This is a genomic window from Nocardia takedensis NBRC 100417, assembly GCF_000308695.1.
GTDB classification, from domain to species: Bacteria; Actinomycetota; Actinomycetes; order Mycobacteriales; family Mycobacteriaceae; genus Nocardia; species Nocardia takedensis.
Genome location: NZ_BAGG01000028.1, coordinates 35,572 through 53,170, shown reverse-complemented (window position 1 = coordinate 53,170; position 17,599 = coordinate 35,572). Strand labels below are relative to the sequence as shown.

14 protein-coding genes are annotated in these 17,599 nt (G+C 71.4%); 8 read left to right on the top strand and 6 right to left on the bottom strand.

The window, feature by feature from the left end; translation table 11 throughout:
• Positions 1-2: 2 nt before the first annotated feature.
• Together ON30_RS06395 and ON30_RS40040 are read left to right on the top strand one after the other, a co-directional pair.
• Positions 3-476, top strand: coding sequence for an NUDIX hydrolase (locus ON30_RS06395; RefSeq protein ID WP_040704866.1), 474 nt, complete (start codon positions 3-5; stop codon positions 474-476).
• Between the two features lie 22 nt (positions 477-498).
• Positions 499-822, top strand: a complete 324-nt coding sequence (locus tag ON30_RS40040) for an SLOG cluster 4 domain-containing protein (protein ID WP_169334886.1) — start codon at positions 499-501, stop codon at positions 820-822.
• On the opposite strand, the gene ON30_RS40880 is transcribed toward ON30_RS40040, so the two are convergent.
• Genes ON30_RS40880 through ON30_RS06375 form a run of 3 tightly spaced genes read right to left on the bottom strand, consistent with a single transcriptional unit; the run spans position 785 to position 1,775 of the window.
• Positions 785-1,015 (bottom strand): hypothetical protein, encoded by a 231-nt coding sequence (locus tag ON30_RS40880; protein WP_245553956.1) that lies wholly within the window; start codon positions 1,013-1,015, stop codon positions 785-787. The two genes, ON30_RS40040 and ON30_RS40880, sit on opposite strands and share 38 nt — an antisense overlap.
• Complete coding sequence (locus tag ON30_RS06380; RefSeq protein ID WP_040704864.1) at positions 991-1,497, bottom strand: DnaJ family domain-containing protein; 507 nt, start codon at positions 1,495-1,497, stop codon at positions 991-993. Before ON30_RS06380 ends, ON30_RS40880 begins: the two co-directional genes overlap by 25 nt.
• Entirely contained in the window at positions 1,494-1,775 is a 282-nt protein-coding gene (locus tag ON30_RS06375; protein WP_040704863.1) for a DUF2277 domain-containing protein, read from the bottom strand. Before ON30_RS06375 ends, ON30_RS06380 begins: the two co-directional genes overlap by 4 nt.
• A gap of 142 nt (positions 1,776-1,917) precedes the next feature.
• On the opposite strand from ON30_RS06375, the gene ON30_RS06370 reads away from it, so the two are divergent.
• Complete coding sequence (locus ON30_RS06370) at positions 1,918-2,691, top strand: type IV toxin-antitoxin system AbiEi family antitoxin domain-containing protein (protein ID WP_157183629.1); 774 nt, start codon at positions 1,918-1,920, stop codon at positions 2,689-2,691.
• A gap of 176 nt (positions 2,692-2,867) precedes the next feature.
• Positions 2,868-3,779, top strand: a complete 912-nt coding sequence (locus tag ON30_RS06365) for a nucleotidyl transferase AbiEii/AbiGii toxin family protein (RefSeq protein ID WP_040704860.1) — start codon at positions 2,868-2,870, stop codon at positions 3,777-3,779.
• 8 nt (positions 3,780-3,787) lie between these two features.
• On the opposite strand, the gene ON30_RS06360 is transcribed toward ON30_RS06365, so the two are convergent.
• Positions 3,788-4,594: an SAM-dependent methyltransferase gene (locus tag ON30_RS06360; protein WP_040704859.1), complete on the bottom strand. Its 807-nt coding sequence runs from the start codon at positions 4,592-4,594 to the stop codon at positions 3,788-3,790.
• 111 nt (positions 4,595-4,705) lie between these two features.
• Here ON30_RS06360 and ON30_RS06355 point away from each other — a divergent pair, with 111 nt between their 5' ends.
• The 4 genes from ON30_RS06355 to ON30_RS06345 all read left to right on the top strand — a co-directional run bounded on the left by ON30_RS06355 (position 4,706) and on the right by ON30_RS06345 (position 15,459).
• Positions 4,706-7,648: an EAL domain-containing protein gene (locus ON30_RS06355; RefSeq protein ID WP_083911178.1), complete on the top strand. Its 2,943-nt coding sequence runs from the start codon at positions 4,706-4,708 to the stop codon at positions 7,646-7,648.
• A 252-nt stretch (positions 7,649-7,900) separates the two neighbouring features.
• Positions 7,901-8,041: a hypothetical protein gene (locus ON30_RS38865; RefSeq protein ID WP_157183628.1), complete on the top strand. Its 141-nt coding sequence runs from the start codon at positions 7,901-7,903 to the stop codon at positions 8,039-8,041.
• Positions 8,042-8,056: 15 nt separating this feature from the next.
• Entirely contained in the window at positions 8,057-8,986 is a 930-nt protein-coding gene (locus ON30_RS38370) for a hypothetical protein (protein WP_157183627.1), read from the top strand.
• A gap of 104 nt (positions 8,987-9,090) precedes the next feature.
• Positions 9,091-15,459, top strand: a complete 6,369-nt coding sequence (locus ON30_RS06345; RefSeq protein ID WP_083911176.1) for a non-ribosomal peptide synthetase — start codon at positions 9,091-9,093, stop codon at positions 15,457-15,459.
• A 242-nt stretch (positions 15,460-15,701) separates the two neighbouring features.
• Here the strand turns inward: ON30_RS06345 and ON30_RS06340 are convergent, their stop codons facing one another.
• On the bottom strand, positions 15,702-16,364 hold the full coding sequence (locus tag ON30_RS06340) for an EthD domain-containing protein (RefSeq protein ID WP_245553955.1): 663 nt from the start codon (positions 16,362-16,364) through the stop codon (positions 15,702-15,704).
• A gap of 113 nt (positions 16,365-16,477) precedes the next feature.
• Complete coding sequence (locus ON30_RS06335) at positions 16,478-17,134, bottom strand: GAP family protein (protein WP_085999283.1); 657 nt, start codon at positions 17,132-17,134, stop codon at positions 16,478-16,480.
• Between the last annotated feature and the right edge of the window lie 465 nt (positions 17,135-17,599).

Genomic DNA, 17,599 nt, shown 5'->3' with positions numbered 1-17,599 from the left:
GCATGGCCACCCCCGATTTCATCCACACCATCCGGGCGAGCGCGGGCACCCAACTGCTCTGGCTGCCCGGCGTCTCCGCGGTCGTCCGCGACGACGCCGGACGCATCCTGCTCGGCCGCCGCGCCGACAACGGGCACTGGTCGGTGTTGGCGGGCATGCCAGAACCCGGCGAACAGCCCGCGGCGTGCGCGGTGCGCGAGGTCTACGAGGAAACAGCCGTGCACTGCGTGGTCGAACGCGTCGTGCTGGTGCGCGCGCTGCCCCCGCACACCTACCCCAACGGCGACATCTGCCAGTTCATGGACATCACCGTCGCCTGCCGGGCCGTCGGCGGCGAGGCACGGGTCAACGACGACGAATCGCTCGAAGTCGGGTGGTTCGCGCCCGAGGACCTGCCCGACCTGCGCGAGCACGACCGCTTCCGCATCGCGCGGACCCTGGCCGAGGAACCGACCTGGTTCGCGCCCGCCGACTGACCCCTCCCGGAACGGAGACACCATGCCACCACCCCAGGTCGCCGTCTGCGGACCCCGCGACCGCACCGCCGCCGAAGCCGCGTGGGCGCGGGAAGTCGGGCGTCTGCTCGCCGAAGCGGGCGTCACCGTGCTGTGCGGCGGCGGCAGCGGGGTGATGGCCGCCGTCGCGGCGGGCGCGCGCTCCGGCGGCGGACCGGTCATCGGCATCCGCCCCGACACCGACCGCGACGCGAATCGCGCCGACCTGTCCGCCGTCGTCCACGGCGTCGCCGCTGCGCCGAGGGCGGACCGGCTATCGCGGGCGGGGATCAGGGGCGGTCGGAGGCCCGATCGGGAAATTCGATGACGAGCGCGAGGTCGAAGGAGTCCGGTTCGACGTCGTCGCTGTCCGCGATCAGGTCGCGCGCTGTCCCCTCCACCTCGGCCAGTTCGCCGGCCCGGGTGACACGGCCGACTTCGGGCACCTCGACCCGCCACGCGTCGTCGTCGCGACTGACCCGCGCGGTGTACGCCTTCACCCGGACCCGCGACGGAACCACCCGCGCCACCCTCGGCGTGCGGTCCGTTCGCGCGGTTCGGCAATGTGGGGCGGCGGTTCGGGGACGGTCCGGGCGGCGGGCGCGCGTAGCGCACTCCACCGGGTGAGCATGTCCTCGACGTCGACCAGCCCCATCGGCACCATGGGGCCCTGCGGCACCCGCATCCAGTCCACGATGCGCGCGTTGAGGTCCGCGCAGGCCGCGCGCACCTCGTCGGCGGAATCGAACTCCCCCAGCCCGTCCGGGAACCGCTCCACCTCGCGCCGCAACCGGAGCGAGGTCGGCAACATGACGTCGCCGCTCACCCCCTCCCGGCGCAGGTACCCCCGCAACCACCAGTTCTCGTCGATCGGCGAGCCCGCCCCGGGGATCGGCTTCCCCGCACCGGCCAGATTCTCGAACTCGCCGCGCTCGGCGGCCTCCCTGACCTGCTTGTCGATCCAGGACTCGAAAGTGGAACCGGCCGGTTTCCGCTCGGTCACGAGGCCGTGGCGTCCCGCGCGGCGATCCGCGCCCGCACCTCGGGCCTGCGCAACGGCGGCACCGTCTTCGGCGGCGCCTTGCGATCCGGCAACCGCGCCAACAACCGGTGCGTCACGGCCGCGATCTCCGCCACCGCCTCCTCGATCGCGGGCCGCGTGGCCTCCGAAACCGAGGAGATCCCCCCGACCTTGCGAACATATTGCAGCGCGGCGGCCTCGATCTCCTCCGATGTCGCCGCAGGTTCCAACCCCCGCAGGGGCGTGATATTTCGGCACATACCCCGAGGCTAACCCTCCCCACCGACACCCGCCCGCTCTTCTGCGCCGTATCTCCTCGACACGAGACCAGGCGCAACGGGCGAACACGAACACCGCCGCCGCACCTGCGCGTGCCTATTTCGCGCCACACCGACCTCCCGCGTGCGGCTCAATCTGTCATCAAAAATCATTAATAGAACATCAAAACTGGATGCTCGTGCGCACTATTGCGGTTTCAATGTTATTTTTGATGCCATGCGTGGAGTCGAGAGGCTTGTGGACCTAGCCGACCTGGCAGGGTCGCAATGGGGGCTGTTCACGTCCGCGCAAGCCGGCGATCTCGGCTTCGTCGCCCAACAACTCAAGCGACTGACCGAGGCCGAACTGCTCACCCGGCTTCGCCACGGCGTCTACCGACTCACCGGCGCTCCGGAGACGCCTTGGGATGCGATCCGAGCCGAATGGCTGGCCCTGGAACCCACACGCACCGCGGGCGACCGACTCACCGATCCAACTCCTGTCGGCGTCGTCTCCCATCGTTCCGCCGCCAGACTGCTGGACCTGGGCGACATCGACGCCGACATCCACGAGTTCACCGTGCCGAAACGGCGTGGCACCCGTAGCCCGGATGTGCGGTTTCACGTACGTGAACTCGCACGCTCGGAGTGGTATCCGGTGGCGGGACTCCCGGTCACCAGACCGTTGCGCACGACCCTGGATCTCGCTCGAACTCGCTTGGACGGCGGCCACTTGGCAACGATTGCCCGCGACACGATCCTCAGCGCGGATGCCACCCGTGACGAACTCGCCGCCGCCCTGCGCCCCTTCGCCCACTTCTACGGATTGCCACTGGGTGCGGGCGAGGAACTCGTGCGCGACTTCATCCGCCAGGCGGGCGTGCCGGAATCGGCGCGCGACCTCACTCGCGACGAATAGACGTCAATTCCGACCGAATCCACCGGCCGATCGGCCTCCCATCAACAGCTCTACGGTCGAACAGCGCAGCACCGCAAACGCTTTCGCTAGCATGTGCGCGGCCCCGACGAATCGTGCACTCCGTCGCGGGCATCTCGGTGCGACGGGAGCCGAGACGACGACCGAGGGGGAGAACTGTGCCGGAGAAGTATGCGAGCCGCCGCGGATTCCAGGCCGCGATCAACCAGCGGATCACCGAACAGGCCCGCGCCTTGTCACGCCCGCCGGCGGAACTGCATCGCGAGTTCTACATGCAACGCATGCTCGCTCGGGTGTTCGCCGATCCGGCGTCACCTTGGATTCTGAAGGGCGGCACCGCACTGCTCGTGCGGATCAGCGGGGCACGGCACAGCCAAGATGTGGACTTGCTGCATCTGGACGCCGATCTGGAGCGAGCATTCGAAGAACTGGACCGCACCGTCTCCGCGACCAGTTCATTGGATCGGCTGACCTTCCAATTGGACGTCAGGCAGCGCAATGTCCACGAAGGGTCCACCGCTGTCTGGCAGGTTCGGGCCACTCCGCGACTCGGGACCAGAGACCTCCAGCACTTTCCGATCGACCTGACGGCGGGCCGGACGTTGATCGACCGGATCGCGCCGAAGCAGACGATCGAGATCGCAGACGTCGCGCCGCTGCCGCCGTTCGCGTGCTATCCGCTCGCCGACCAGATCGCCGACAAGCTCGCGGCGATGTACGAGTACCACGGGGCGGCACAGCATCCCTCGACACGGTGGCGTGATCTGGTGGATTTGTTGCTCATTCTCCGCACCTCCGCTTTCGACGCGGCGGCGGTCGTGTCCGCGCTGGATCATCAGCGTGCGCGTCGACCGGCTCTCCAACTCCCCGGGTCGATCCACACACCCGGGCCGCGATGGCACGACGCCTATCCAGCCCTCGCGGCGAGTGTCACCGGGCTGCCGAAGGCACTGCACCGCTTGGACGACGCACTTGCGTTCCTCGGGCGGTGCATGAATCCCTTGCTGGACGGCACCGTGTCGACCGGTACGTGGAACCCCACCGAATGCCGATGGGATTCGCCGCGCTAGCGCCCAGGTCAGGGTTTGCGGGCTAGGGCGCCGTAGGCGCCGGATTGCCAGGGGGATTCGGGGGAATCGGTGGGGGTGTCGGGGCGCCAGAGGGGGAGGGGGACGAGGCCGGGGTCCAGGAGGGGCCAGTCGCCGAAGTAGGCGGCGATGGCGGATTTCGGGCGCAGGACGATCGTGGTGTCGGTGCGGCCGGAGAGCTTCTGGGCTTCGAGGACTTCTTCGGGTTGGCCGTCGGCGGTGGCGTGGGTGATGGCCAGGTAGCTGCCCGCCGCGACGGCTTCGCGCAGGTGGGCGACGCTGGCGGCGGGGTCGGCTTCGTCGGGGAGGAAGTGCAGGACGCCCAGGAGCAGGACGGCGATCGGGCGGTCGAAGTCGAGCAGGTCGCGGACCTGGGGGTCGGCGAGGATGCGGGCCGGGTCGGCGGCGTCGGCGAGGATGACGGCGGTGTTGGGGTCGCCGTCGAGGATGGCGCTGCTGTGCGCGACCGCGACCGGATCGATGTCGACGTACACGACACGCGCGGCGGGGTTACCGGCTTGGGCGACCTCGTGAACATTCCCGACGGTCGGTATACCGGAGCCGATGTCGAGGAACTGGTCGATGCCCGCCTCGACGAGGTGGCGGACACAGCGCCGCAGCAGTTCCCGGTTCGCGCGCATGGTTTCGGCGATGTTCGGGGTGAACGCGGCGATCTGGTCGGCCAGTCGACGGTCGATCTCGAAGTTGTGCATCCCGCCGACGAAGTAGTCGTAGACCCGCGAAGCGCTGGGCCGTTCGACGTCGATGCCCTCGGGCGCCCAGCTCGGTCTGGTCATGGATGGCCAAATCCTCTCGCACCGACCCTGTTTCGCCGACGCCGCGCACCGGCCTGTGCATCCTATCCCAGCGTGCGTCCGGACGGAGGTTGTCCACTACTATGTGTGCTCATGGGATGGGATGCCGGGCCCGCACCACATCCTGTCGGCCCGCACACCGACCTCGCGGGCCGCTGGTCGGCCGCGCTACGCGAGGGTGCTCGCGATCACATCGTCCCGATGAGCGCGGCCGAGGCGCGGGCGCTGCTGACGGAGTTCGCGGCCGAACTGGTCGATGCCGCAGCCGTTTCGCCGTTGCCGAGCGACCGGATCGCGGCGGTCGGCGCGCGACTGGCCGGTTCGCATTTCGTGGGTTCGGAGGTCCTGGGCCGCAGTATCGCCGTGCTGGGGCAGCATTTTCCCGAAGGAGCGGCGGATCTGCTGGCCGCCTTCGCCACCGGTTACCTGCGGGCCTTCCGCGGCTGGCTGCTGACCGAGCAGGAGAGTGTGCGCGCGGCGGAGATCACGGCGCGCCGCGAGGCCGAGGAACAGTTGCGCGCCAGCGAAGCACGGTTGCGGGCGGTGTTCTCCCAGGCGGGCGTGGGGACCGGTCTGTCGGATATGTCGGGCCGGATCATCGAGGTGAACGTGGCGTTCGCGCGGATGCTCGGATACGAGCCGGAGCGGATGGCGCGGATGTCGGTCACCGATCTGACCCATCCCGACGATCCGCCCGGGATGTGGGAGCTGTATTCGTCGCTGCTGCGCGGCGAGGTCGACAACGTGCAGGTGGAGAAGGCGTATTCGCATCGCGACGGGCACGCGGTGTGGACGAACCTGAACGTCTCGCTGATCCGCGACACCCACGGCCGTCCCCAGTTCACCCTGGTCCTGGTGGAGGACATCTCCGAGCGGCGCGCCCTGCGCGAACGCCTGGACTACCGCGCCAACCACGACCAGCTGACCGGACTTCCCAACCGTTCCAAGTTCTTCGACGCGTTGCGGGCCGCGTTCGCCGACACCTCCGCGCGGGTCGGCCTGTGCTACGTCGACCTGGACCACTTCAAGAGCGTCAACGACACCTTCGGACACGCCGCGGGCGACGAGGTGCTGGTGCAGGCGGCGGCGCGGTTGAGCGCGTGCGCGGGTCTGCCGGACCAGATCGTGGCGCGCATGGGCGGAGACGAATTCGTGGTGCTGGTCCCGCGTCCGCGCGGTCCGGGCGAGGTGGCCTCGCTGGCGCGCACCATCCTCGACACGCTGGCCCGCCCGTTCGACGTGCACGGCCACCACATGACGGTGACGGCCAGTATCGGCGTCATCGAGGATCGCAGGCATCACGCGAGCGCCGACGACCTGCTCCAGGCGGCGGACACCACGATGTACTGGGCGAAGGCGGCGGGGCGCGACCGCTATTCGGTGTTCGATCCGGACCGCGACCGCCGCGAGCACACCCGGGCCGAGTTGTCGGCGGCGATGCCCGCCTCGTTCACCCGCGGTGAGTTCTTCCTCGACTACCAGCCCATCGTGGCGCTGGGCGACGCGCGCCTGACGGCGGTGGAGGCACTGGTGCGCTGGCGGCATCCCGAACTCGGTGTGCTGCCGCCGGGCCGGTTCGTCGATCTGGCCGAGGACAACGGACATATCGACGCGCTCGGCGCGCTGGTGCTGGAGTTGGCGTGTCAGGACAGTCGCGGGTGGTGCGACCGGTTCCCGGAGCACACGCCGACGGTGAGCGTGAACGTCTCGGCGGCGGAGGTGGCCGATCCGACGTGGTTGGAGCGGGTGCGGCGGATCATCGCCGACACCGGCATCCCGCCCGCTCTGCTGCAACTGGAGTTGACCGAACGCACCTTCATGGAGACCACCGGCCGTCCGCTCGAGGCGCTGCGGACACTGGCCGAACAAGGCGTTCGCATTGCGATCGACGATTTCGGCACCGGATACTCCAATCTCGCCTACCTGGGTCAGCTACCGCTGCACGTGGTCAAACTGGCCGGCCCGTTCGTGCAGCGCATCCGGACGCCGGAGACGGTGCAGCGCTCGGACCTGCTGGTCCTCGAGACCATCGTCGGCCTGAGCCACGCGCTGGGGCTGACGGTCACCGCGGAATGCGTGGAGACGGCCTACCAAGCCGAACGGTTGCGCGACCTGGGCTGCGACACCGCGCAGGGCTGGCACTTCCACCGTCCGATGCCCGCGCACCGCATCACCGATCTGCTCGCCCTCCCCCGCCACCGTCGAACCCTGACGCCCGAAGGCCGAGGCGGCGGCCGCCGAGCGGCGGCCGGCCCCGCGCCGGCGGGGGAAATCCGGTGGGCGCGACGGCCGCGACGCCGGCATGCTGACTGGGTGGAGTCCGGGGAGATCACGATCGGCTTCGCGCCGGAGTTGGACGTCTTCGTCGGCGCGGCGCGGCGGGGTGGCGCGACCCGCGTGCGGGTCGACGGGGTGTCGACGCTCGGTCACCTGGTGGAGTCGCTGGGCGTGCCGCTGACCGAGGTGGGCGAACTGGTGGTGGACGGGCGCACGTCGCCGCCCGCGCACATCCCGGCGGCCGGTCAGGTGATCGTGGTGGCCGCCGTGACCCGCCCGCAGCGGCTGACCGAGCAACCGCGCTTCCTGCTCGACATCCATCTCGGCACGCTGGCGCGACGGCTGCGACTGCTCGGCGTGGACGCCGCCTACGAGAACCCCGATATCGGCGACGCGGCGTTGGCGGCCCGGTCGGCGGGCGAACGCCGGGTGCTGCTCTCGCGCGATCGCGGCCTGCTGCGGCGGCGCGAGATCTTCGCGGGCGCTTACATCTACAGCCATCGGCCCGCCGATCAACTCGACGACGTGCTGTCGCGTTTCGGTCCGCGCCTCGCGCCGTGGACGCGCTGCACCGCGTGCAACGGTGCGCTGCGGGCGGCGGACAAGGAGTCGATGCGCGGGCAACTGCCGGGCAGCACCGAGCAGACCTACGACACCTTCGCGCAGTGCGTGGAATGCGGTCAGGCGTATTGGAAAGGCGCGCATCACGCGCGCCTGGACGAGATCGTCGCGCACGCCACCGCGAAATTCGGTCTCTGACCGAGCGGTCGGAGACGACCGGAAACGATTACGCCAGAGTCGATCCCGGACAGCGGGTTGTCCGGGCCAGGCCCTGATCCGCACCGCGTGTCGTCGCGAATATCCCTCCGATCACAGCTTTTTCGTCCGCGCGGGGTTCCGGAGGTGCGGCGGGCGTGCAGGCCGGACTGCGCGACTACACCGCGCAGGTGATCGGCCCGGAATGGGCGGTGATGGACGACGAGCGCGCCCTGCGCCCGAACACTGGGCGTGGTGGTGGGCGCGTCGCTGTGGCAGATCCAGAGCCTGGATCACCCGTTCGCGGGCGGGAACCCGGTCCCCCGTGCGGCTTTCGAGCTCGCGGTCACGCGCTTCGAGCAGATCGACCGCGCCGACCACCGACTCGTCGACTGATCCGGGCGGCCGTCGATGACTCCGCTCGTCCCGCGCACCCGTCCATGGGTGGTCGCGCTCGCCCTGCTGCTGCCCGCCGCGCCCGCGCAGGCCGGTCCGCCTGCCGACATCGCCTCCGGCAGCGCCGGTCCCGTCGCCGTCGACACCGGAAGCGCCTCGGTCGGAGAGGAACTGGCGTTGTCACCCGCCACCGGATCCGCGTCACCGAACGATACAGCGCCGGCCGCCGCGCCCACGACACCGAGCGACGTTGCGCCGGTCCGCATTCCGGGCACGACGCTCGCGACACCCGGCGAGGCCGCGCCCTCGGCGAACTCGGCCGAGACGCTCGGGGTGGACACGGGCAGCGTCGCGGTGGCCTGCGCGGGAAGCGCGGCGGCCGGGAGCGGCCTGCTCGCACTGGGGTCGGCGACCAGCGGCGTCGGTTCGGCGGCCGGGTCGCACGGGCCGTACCTGGTCGGGCCGGGATCGAGCGGATCGGGCCCCGGGAGCGGCGTGGGAACGGGATCGAGCGGTTCCGGGAGCGGCGCGGCGCTCGGCAGCGCGGCGGTGGGCAGCGCGGCCGTGGGGAGCGCGGCGCTGGGCAGTGCGCTGCCGACGTGTCTGCTCCTGGTACCCGTGCCGGAACTACCGGGGATACCGCTGCGGCTCGATCCCCTCCCGCCGGTTCCGGAGATACCGCCCGCGCCGTCGCGGGCCCCGCAGGCGATCGGGCCGCCGATGCCGGTTCCGGTGGTCGACGCTCCCCCGGAGCCGGTGGCGGCCCCGCCGACGGCCGCCCGCGCGACCGAGCGGTTCGAGCCGATGCCGTCGCCGTCGGACCCCGTCGCCTGGAATCTGCTGGAACTGGTGACTGTGCTGGTTGTCACGGTCGTGGCGGCGATCCGGCTGCGCTCGGGCGCGGCACGCGGTTCTGGGCCGGGGACGCACGCCCCGATCTGGTGATGGGATGTTCACCTGCCGGTCACCGGTGCGATCTGCCGATGGCGTACCGATCGGCCGCGTTGTAGCATCGGCCCGCTCAGCAGTTCGTACAGGCGGGACAGAACGTGACCAGTGGTGTGCAACGGGCCGCGTCGTCGCGCCGGGCCCGCCCGCGTCGTCGCGGGGGCGTCCAACCGCCGACGCTCGCGACGTTGTTGACGGCGGCGGCCGAGGCCAATCCCGACGGTGTGGCGGTGATCGACGGTGACCGCACGCTGACCTATCGCGCCCTGGACGCGCGTTCCTCGCAGTTGGCCCGGCTCCTGCTCGCCCGTGGCGCGCGGCCGGAGTCGGCGGTCGCGATCGCCTTGCCGCGCTCCCTGGAATCGGTGGTGGCGGTGTGGGCGGTGGCCAAGACGGGCGCGGCGTTCGTGCCGATCGATCCCGGTTTCCCGCCGGCGCGGATCGAGTACCAGGTGGCCGATTGCGGCGCGCTGGTCGGCCTGACCGTGGACGCGCACCGCGCGGCGCTGCCCGATGCCCTGGAGTGGCTGCGCCTGGACGATCCCGATCTGGTGCGGCGCTGCGCCGAGGAGCCGACCAATCCGCTGTCCTACCTCGATCAGCTCGCCCCGGCGCGTCCGGCGAATCCGGCCTACCTCGTCTACACCTCCGGGTCCACCGGTCTGCCCAAGGGCGTCGCGGTCACCCATGCCGGACTGGCCGCGCTGTGTGCGGAGCAGATCACCCGGTTCGGCCTGACCGAGTCCGACCGCGTCCTGCATTTCGCCTCGCCCGGATTCGACGCTTCGATCCTGGAGATGCTGCTGGCCTTCGGTCCCGCGGCCACCATGGTGATCGCGCCGCCGACCCTCTACGGCGGGCCGGAATTGGTGACGCTACTGGCCGAGCACGAGATCACCCACGCCTTCCTGACGCCGTCCGCGCTGGCCTCCATCGAACCGGCCGGGCTGACGGCGCTGCGGGTGGTCGTGGTCGGCGGCGAGCCGTGTCCGCCCGCGCTGGTGCGGCGCTGGGCGTTCGGCGGGCGGGCCTTCCACAACGCTTACGGCCCGACCGAGGCCACCATCGCCGCCACCCTCAGCGGCCCGCTGACGGCGGGGATGCCGGTGACGATCGGCTCGGCGGTGCCCGGCGTGGGCGTGCAGGTGCTCGATTCGCGGCTGCGCCTGGTCGGGGTCGGGGTGGCCGGTGAGCTGTATCTGAGCGGTCCGGCGGTGGCGCGCGGCTATCGGGGTCGTCCCGGGCTGACCGCGCAGCGTTTCGTGCCCGACCCGCACGGCGCGCCCGGGGCCCGCATGTATCGCACGGGCGATCTGGTGCGCTGGAGTTCCGACGGCGAATTGGACTATCTGGGGCGCGGCGACGACCAGGTGAAGATCCGCGGGTTCCGTATCGAACTCGGTGAGATCGACGCCGCGCTGTCGGCGCTGCCGGGCGTGCGGTCCGCGGTGACGGTCGACCGCCGCACTCCGGCGGGCGACACCGAATTGGCCGCGTTCGTCGAGCCCGGCCCCGGCGCCGACCTCGATCCGGCCGCGCTGCTGACCGCGGTGGCCGATCGGCTGCCGCGCTTCATGCTGCCCGCCTCGGTGACCGTGCTGGACCGCCTCCCGTCGACGCCCACCGGCAAGACCGATCGGGCCGCGCTGCGCGCCACCGTCACCGACCAGCCCGCCTCGCGCAGGCTCTCCGGGCTCGGGGAGGAACTGGTCGCGGCCGTGTTCGCGCACGTGCTCGGTCGCGAACTGGTCGGCGCCGAGTCGGATTTCTTCGCCGCGGGCGGCAATTCGATCCTGGCGACGCAGGTCGCGGCCCGCCTCGGCGAGACCACCCGACTACAGATCCCGGCGCGGCTGGTCTTCGACCATCCGACGGTCGCGGGACTGGCCGCGGCCATCCAGTCCCAGCGCTTCGACTCCGCGCGGCCCGCGCTGCTGGCCCGGCCGCGTCCGGCCCGGATCCCGTTGTCCCCGGCGCAGTTGCGGTTCTGGCTGCGCAACCAGTTCGATACGAGTTCCGCGGTCGACAACATCGGCTTCGCCATGCGGGTGGCCCGCGAGCAGGTCGACGTCACCGCCCTGCGCGCCGCCTTCGCCGATATCGTCACCCGGCACGAATCCCTGCGGACCCGGTATCCGGCCGACGCCGACGGCCCCCGGCAGGAGGTCATGACCACCGCGGACGTGCTGGGCGAATTCACCGTCGAGGACGTCGATCCCGCCGTCGTCGAGGATCGGGTGCGCGCCGTGCTCGGCCGCGGTTTCGACGTCGCCGCCGAGGTGCCGCTGCGGATCACCCTGCTGCGCGCGGGCGACGGGTACGTCCTGGTGTTCACCGTGCACCACATCTGCGCCGACGGTTCCTCGCTGGCCCCGCTGGCCAACGATCTCGCCGCCGCCTACGCCGCGCGGCGGGCCGGGAACGCGCCCGGGTGGCGTCCGCTGGACGTGCAGTACGCGGATTACGCATTGTGGCAGCGCGAAGTCCTCGGCGAGCGCACCGATCCCGACTCGACGCTGGCGCGTCAGCTGGACTACTGGACCACCGAATTGGCCGGTCTCCCCGACGAATTGGATCTGCCCGCCGACCGCCCGCGCCCGCCGGTGGCCTCGCTGCGCGGCGCGGCGGTGCAGGTCGCGGCGCCCGCCGACCTGCACCGCGCCCTGCTGGCGGTGGCGCGCGAGCATCGCGCGACGTTGTTCATGGTGATGCGCACCGCGCTCGCGGTCCTGTTCGCGCGCCTGTCCGGCACCGCCGACATCGCCATCGGCGTGCCGATGACCAACCGCGCCGAACCCGCCCTCGACCAACTCGTGGGCATGTTCGTCAACACGACGGTGTCGCGGACCACCGTCGATCCGGCGGAGAGTTTCGCCGCGCTGCTCACCCGCGCCCGCGATCGGGATCTGGCGAACTTCGCGCACGCCGAGGCCCCGTTCGAGCACATCGTGGACGCGGTCGACCCCGTGCGCTCCCCCGGTCGCCACCCGCTCTACCAGGTGGGTTTCGCGTTCCAGAACTTCGCGCAGGCGAGTCTGGAACTGCCGGGGCTGAGCTTCTCCTTCGTGGACGTCGACGCCACCACCGCCAAGACCGACCTGCACATCGTGGTGGTCGACACCGTCGCGGTCGACGGCGGCCCCGGTGCGATCATCCTGCGCTTCTGTTATGCCACCGACCTTTTCGACGAGCCGACGGTGCGGCGCTTCGTGGAGGGGTACCTGCGGGTGCTGCACGAGGTGGCCGCCGATCCTGGCGTGGCGGTCGGCGCGCTGGACATCCTCGCGCCCGCCGAGCGGAAACGGCTGCGGGCGTGGTCGAGCGGCGAGCGGGTCGCCGTGGTCCCCGAGTTGTTGGGGGACGCGCTGGTCCGCAGCGCGAGCGCGACCCCGCACGCCGTCGCGGTGATCGCCGGATCGGTCTCGCTGACCTACGCGGAATTGTCCGCGCGGGTGAATCGGCTGGCGCGCAGGCTGATCGCGGACGGGGTCGGGCCGGAGACCGTGGTGGCGATCGCCATGCGCCGCGGTCTCGACCAGCTCGTCGCGCTGTACGCGGTCGTGGCGGCGGGCGGCTGCTGGGTTCCGGTGGACCCGGACCATCCCGCCGAACGCGTGCGCGCGGTCCTCGACGCCGCCGTCCCGCACCGGGTGCTGACCACTGTCGCCGACGGGTTCACCGCCGCCGAAGCGCTGGCCGTCGACACCCTGGACCTGTCGGCCTTCGCCGACGGGCCCGTGCGCGACGGCGAGCGGCGCGCGCCGTTGCGCGGCGACCATCCCGCCTACGTCATCTATACCTCCGGGTCGACCGGGCGACCCAAGGGCGTGGTGGTCGAGCACCGGGCGATCCTCAACCAAGTGGTGTGGATGCTGCGCGCCTACCGGATCGACGAGCACGACCGCTACCTGCACAAGACGCCCGCCACCTTCGACGTCTCGCTGTGGGGTTACTTCCTGCCGATCCGCGCGGGCGCGACGCTGGTCCTGGCGGGCCCGCAGGATCACCGCGATCCGGCCGCGCTGAGCCGGGCGATCGCCGAGCACCGGATCACCCTCACCGATTTCGTGCCGTCGATGCTGTCGGTGTTCGCCGCGCAGGCGGGCGCCGCCGAGATCGCCACGCTGCGCGCGATCTTCGTCATCGGTGAGGCGCTGCCCCCGGAGACCGCCGCGGCCCTCGACGCGCTCTGCTCCGCCGAGATCCACAACCTGTACGGGCCCACCGAGGCCGCGGTGAGCATCACCGGACATCTCGTGCGTCCCGCCGACCTGCGCGCGGGCGCGGTCCCTATCGGTGTGCCGCAGGGCAATTCGATCTGCCACGTGCTGGACGAGCGGCTGCGACCGGTTCCGGTCGGCGTGGTCGGCGAACTGTATCTGGCCGGTGTCCAGTTGGCGCGCGGCTATCTCGGCGCGTCCGCGATCACCGCGGGCAGGTTCGTGGCGAATCCGCTCGACGGCGCGGGCGAGCGCATGTACCGCACGGGCGACCTGGTCCGCTGGAACTCCGCGGGTGGCCTGGACTATTTGGGGCGCACCGACTTCCAGGTCAAGGTTCGCGGCCACCGGATCGAACTCGGCGAGATCGAGACCGCGCTGCTGGCCGTGGCCGACGTCGCCCAGGCGGCGGTGACGGTGCGGCCCTCGGAGACCGGCGATCAGCTCGTCGGCTACGTGGTGCCCGCCGCCGGAACGACCCTGGACCCGGACACGGTGCGACGTGGACTCTCGCGCACCCTGCCCGGCTATCTCGTCCCGGCCGCCGTGCTGGTGCTGCCCGCGTTCCCGGTGAACTCCAGCGGCAAACTCGACCGGGCCGCGCTGCCGGAACCGGTGTTCGCCGCTGGTGCGGGCGCCGCGCCCGCCACCCCGCTCGAACGCGAGATCGCCGCCGTCTTCGCCGATGTCCTAGGGCTGGACCGCGTCGGCGTGGACGACGACTTCTTCGCCCTCGGCGGTTCCTCGCTGCTGGCCTTCACGCTGCACCAGCGACTGTCGGCCCGTCTCGGGGTGACCGTGCCGATGGCGGTGCTGCTGGCCGAATCCACGGTGGGGGCGCTGGCGACCCGCCTCACCGGGACCTCGCTGCCCGGACTCGCGACGACGACAGAAGCTCCGCTCGCCGACAGCACCGGCACCGCACCTTCCGGTGAACCTGGAACCCACTCCCCCGAAGACGGCCACGCCACAGCGCGGCCCGGCCGCACAGCGGAAGCGCCGGAACACCACGACCTCCCCGGCCGCTCGGACACCGTGTCGCCCCTGGTCTTCGATGCCCTTCCGTCCAGCGACGACCTGCTGGCCGCGGATATGGTCCTCGACGCCGACATCACCGCGATCGGCCGGGAACCGGCCGTGACCGGCACCCCCCGCACGGTGCTGCTGACGGGCGCGACCGGGTTCCTCGGCGCGCACCTGCTGCGCGAACTGCTCGACAGCACCGAGGCGCGGGTGTGGTGTCTGGTGCGCGCCGAGGACGCCGTCGCGGCGGACAATCGGCTGCGCCGGGCGCTGACCCGGTTCCGGTTGTGGGAGCCCGCGCTGGCGCAACGGGTGGTGGCGATTCCGGGCGATCTCGCCGCGCCGCGGCTGGGGCTCTCCGAAGACGACTACGCCGCGATCGCGCGCACGGTGGAGGTCGTCTACCACAACGGCGCGCGGGTCAACCACGTCGATCCGTACGCGCGACTGCGGGCGGTCAATGTCGAATCGACGCGGGAAGTGCTGCGACTGGCGACGACCGGGCGGATCAAGCCGGTGCATTTCGTGTCGACAGTGGGCGTGACCGTCGGCTCGGCGGCGGTGGACGGGCCGATCGCGGAGTCGACCCGGTTGGCCGCGCGGGACCTGCCCGAGAACGGGTACGCCCGATCCAAGTGGGCGGCCGAGGAATTGGTCCGCGCGGCCGGGGAACGCGGTGTGCCGGTGGCGATCCACCGACCCGGCACGATCTGCGGTGATCCGGCGGCCGGGATGAACAGCGCCGACGACTCGTTCTGGAATCTGGTGCGGGCCGCGGCGATTCTCGGCGTGGCCCCCGAGGTCGGCGAGACGGCGGTGCCGCTGGTGCCGGTGACCTACGTGGCGGCGGCGATCGTGGCGATCTCCCGCGCGGCCCGGCACGAAGGGGTGTATCACCTGGTCAACCGTGAGCCGGTGCCGGTGCGCGAGGTCTTCGCGAGCCTGCGCGACCACGGGATGCCGGTCGCGACCGCCGACCTCGACACCGTGCGCGACGCCTTGGAACGCCAGGCCGCCGCCCGCGCGGATTCGGGTGACGACTCGCTGGTCCGCGCCGTGCTGACGGCCGGGAATTACGCCGGATTCGCCGCCGAGTTCGCCTGGGCGGACGATGCGGCGCGGGAGGCTCTGCGCGACACCGAGATCCGGTGCCCGGTCGTGGATCGGGCCGCCGTCGACGCCTTCGTCCGGGAGTTCGTGGTCACCGGATTCCTCCCGCAGCGCTGAGGTGTCGCCCCGGTCCCGGCGGCGGCACCGGCCGCCGGGAACCATCCCCGCCCCTGATCGTCACCCGACGGCGAACCGGCGGGCTGAATCCTCGCCCGCGCAAGACCCCTCGGCACCGCCCGACAGCGCTCACGCGGCCGACGGCGAACCGTCAATCGAGTCCTCACCCGCGCGTGACGCCTCGGCACCGCTTACGAACCGGCGGGCCGAGGTCGACCGCGGAGCGGGGCCGACCGCGGATTTCAGCGCAGGACGTAGCGACTGGTCGGCACCACATCGATGTCGCGGTCCGCGCCGAAGGTCGCGACGCTGCGCATCATGATCTCGACCCGGCGGGTCAGTTCGGCGGGGTCGCCGTCGCTGCCGTAGAAGGCGTGCGGGTCGGTCAGGGCGGCCATCGGGAAGAGTTCCTCCACGATGGCGGCGATCTCCGGGGCGTCGGGCGTGACGGCGTCGAGGACCAGGTTCTGGACGTAGCCGAAGGTGGCCTGGGTGTCGATGGCGACGGGGGTGTGCCGGGTGCGCCAGGCTTCCAGCCAGCGATCGTGGGGCAGGTCGGCGGGACGGCGCAGGAACGCGACGTTCGCCAGGCCGGGAGTGCGCTCACCGGAGGCCGTCGCGGGCGGTTCGATGGGGCGGAACTCGCGGACTCGCCACCCCGCGACGCGATCGGCACAGGCGGCGACCTCCTCGACCAGGGCCGGGATGTCGGCCTCGACGGCGTCGACGGAGACCACGGCCTGAACGGGACGGTCGAAGGCGGTCAGGCGCAGCATGGCTCCGGCGACCGCGGCGTCGGCGAGGTTGAGGCACAGGGCCGTCGCCGCCCGACAGCGCGCGGTGAGTTCCTCGGCCACCTGGTCGCGGGGCTCCCACAGCGCGAAGACCAGTTTCGTCGGAGGCAACGGACCACCCTCAATCTGCAACAGGTTCTACTCAAGCTCGGGCAGCCTACGGCGACCGGGCCGAACCGGTCAACGAATCCCCCCTCGCGCGGCCGGAACCACATCGGCCGCGATCAGAGCCCACTCAACCCCTTGCCGAGCACCACGGCGCCCATGACCAGCAGCAGCGTCGCCGGCACGGCGTGATTGTTGGCCTGCAACCAGTTCTTCGTAGCGTCCAGCGGGCCGCGCAACCGGTCGGCGGCCACCGCGTAGCCGACCACCGGCACCGGTACCGAGACCGCCGCGAGAACGGTGAACAGCGCCACCGTCACCACTTGTTCGCCCGCGCCGAGTCCGGCCGTGCCGATCGCGACGCCCGCCGAGACGCACAGCAGCAGGTTCTTGGGATTGATCGCGGACAAGGCCAGACCGAGTCCGGCCGCCTTGACGGCGGTCAGGCCGTCGATGGCCCGCATCCACCCCGGGACCGAGGTGTCGGCGCGCGAGCGCCACTGCCGGATCGCCAGCGCCACCAGCGCGACGCCGAGTCCGATCTTCACCCAGGACGCCGCGGCCGACGGCTGACCGTCGCCCGGGTCGATCCAGCGCGCCCCGAATGTGAGCAGACCGGTCGCCGAGAAGATGCCCGCGACCCAGCCGAGACCGAATCCGAGACTGGCCGCGTCCGCGTCGCGGGAGAGCAGCATGAGGATGGCGGCCACGATCGGGATAGGGGAGATCGCCACCCCGACCGCGAGCGGCAGCACTTCGCCGAGCACGTCGAGGATCATCGCGCTCCTTCCGGTCGGGTCCGCGTGCCCGCGACGCTAGGCACGCTCCGGCGGCGGTGCCTCACACCTTCCGGATGAGATGCGACGAGTTCGCTCGTGGCGGACGGGCCCGCGCGGTCGACCGCGAGCGCCACCGCCGCTGTTCGGGCGCCGCCGCGACCCGCTATCGTCGTGCACGCCGAACCCGGCGGATCACCGGGGGCAGGCGGACCTTCGCCGGGGGCCGAACGGGTCCGCGGGGGTGGCGCTGGGCACGCGACCTCCACGCGGCGAAACGCGTTGATCGAGAAGGCTATCGATAGGTGACCGCACAATGATCGCGGAGGCGAGAACGCCGGAACAGTGGGCCCGACTGTACGAGTCGTGCGGACTGCGTGGAACTCATTCCACGGCACCGGGATTCGTGATACTCCCGCTCACCGGCGACGTGACCGCCGTCAACACCCCTGGCGCACTGGGGGA

What these genes read in the sequence shown, in the direction of transcription:
- ON30_RS06395 (WP_040704866.1), top strand. Translation starts at nt 3, where the DNA reads ATGGCCACCCCCGATTTCATCCACACCATCCGGGCGAGCGCGGGCACC.
- ON30_RS40040 (WP_169334886.1), top strand. Translation starts at nt 499, where the DNA reads ATGCCACCACCCCAGGTCGCCGTCTGCGGACCCCGCGACCGCACCGCC.
- ON30_RS06375 (WP_040704863.1), bottom strand. Translation starts at nt 1,775, where the DNA reads ATGTGCCGAAATATCACGCCCCTGCGGGGGTTGGAACCTGCGGCGACA.
- ON30_RS06360 (WP_040704859.1), bottom strand. Translation starts at nt 4,594, where the DNA reads ATGACCAGACCGAGCTGGGCGCCCGAGGGCATCGACGTCGAACGGCCC.
- ON30_RS06355 (WP_083911178.1), top strand. Translation starts at nt 4,706, where the DNA reads ATGGGATGGGATGCCGGGCCCGCACCACATCCTGTCGGCCCGCACACC.
- ON30_RS38370 (WP_157183627.1), top strand. Translation starts at nt 8,057, where the DNA reads ATGACTCCGCTCGTCCCGCGCACCCGTCCATGGGTGGTCGCGCTCGCC.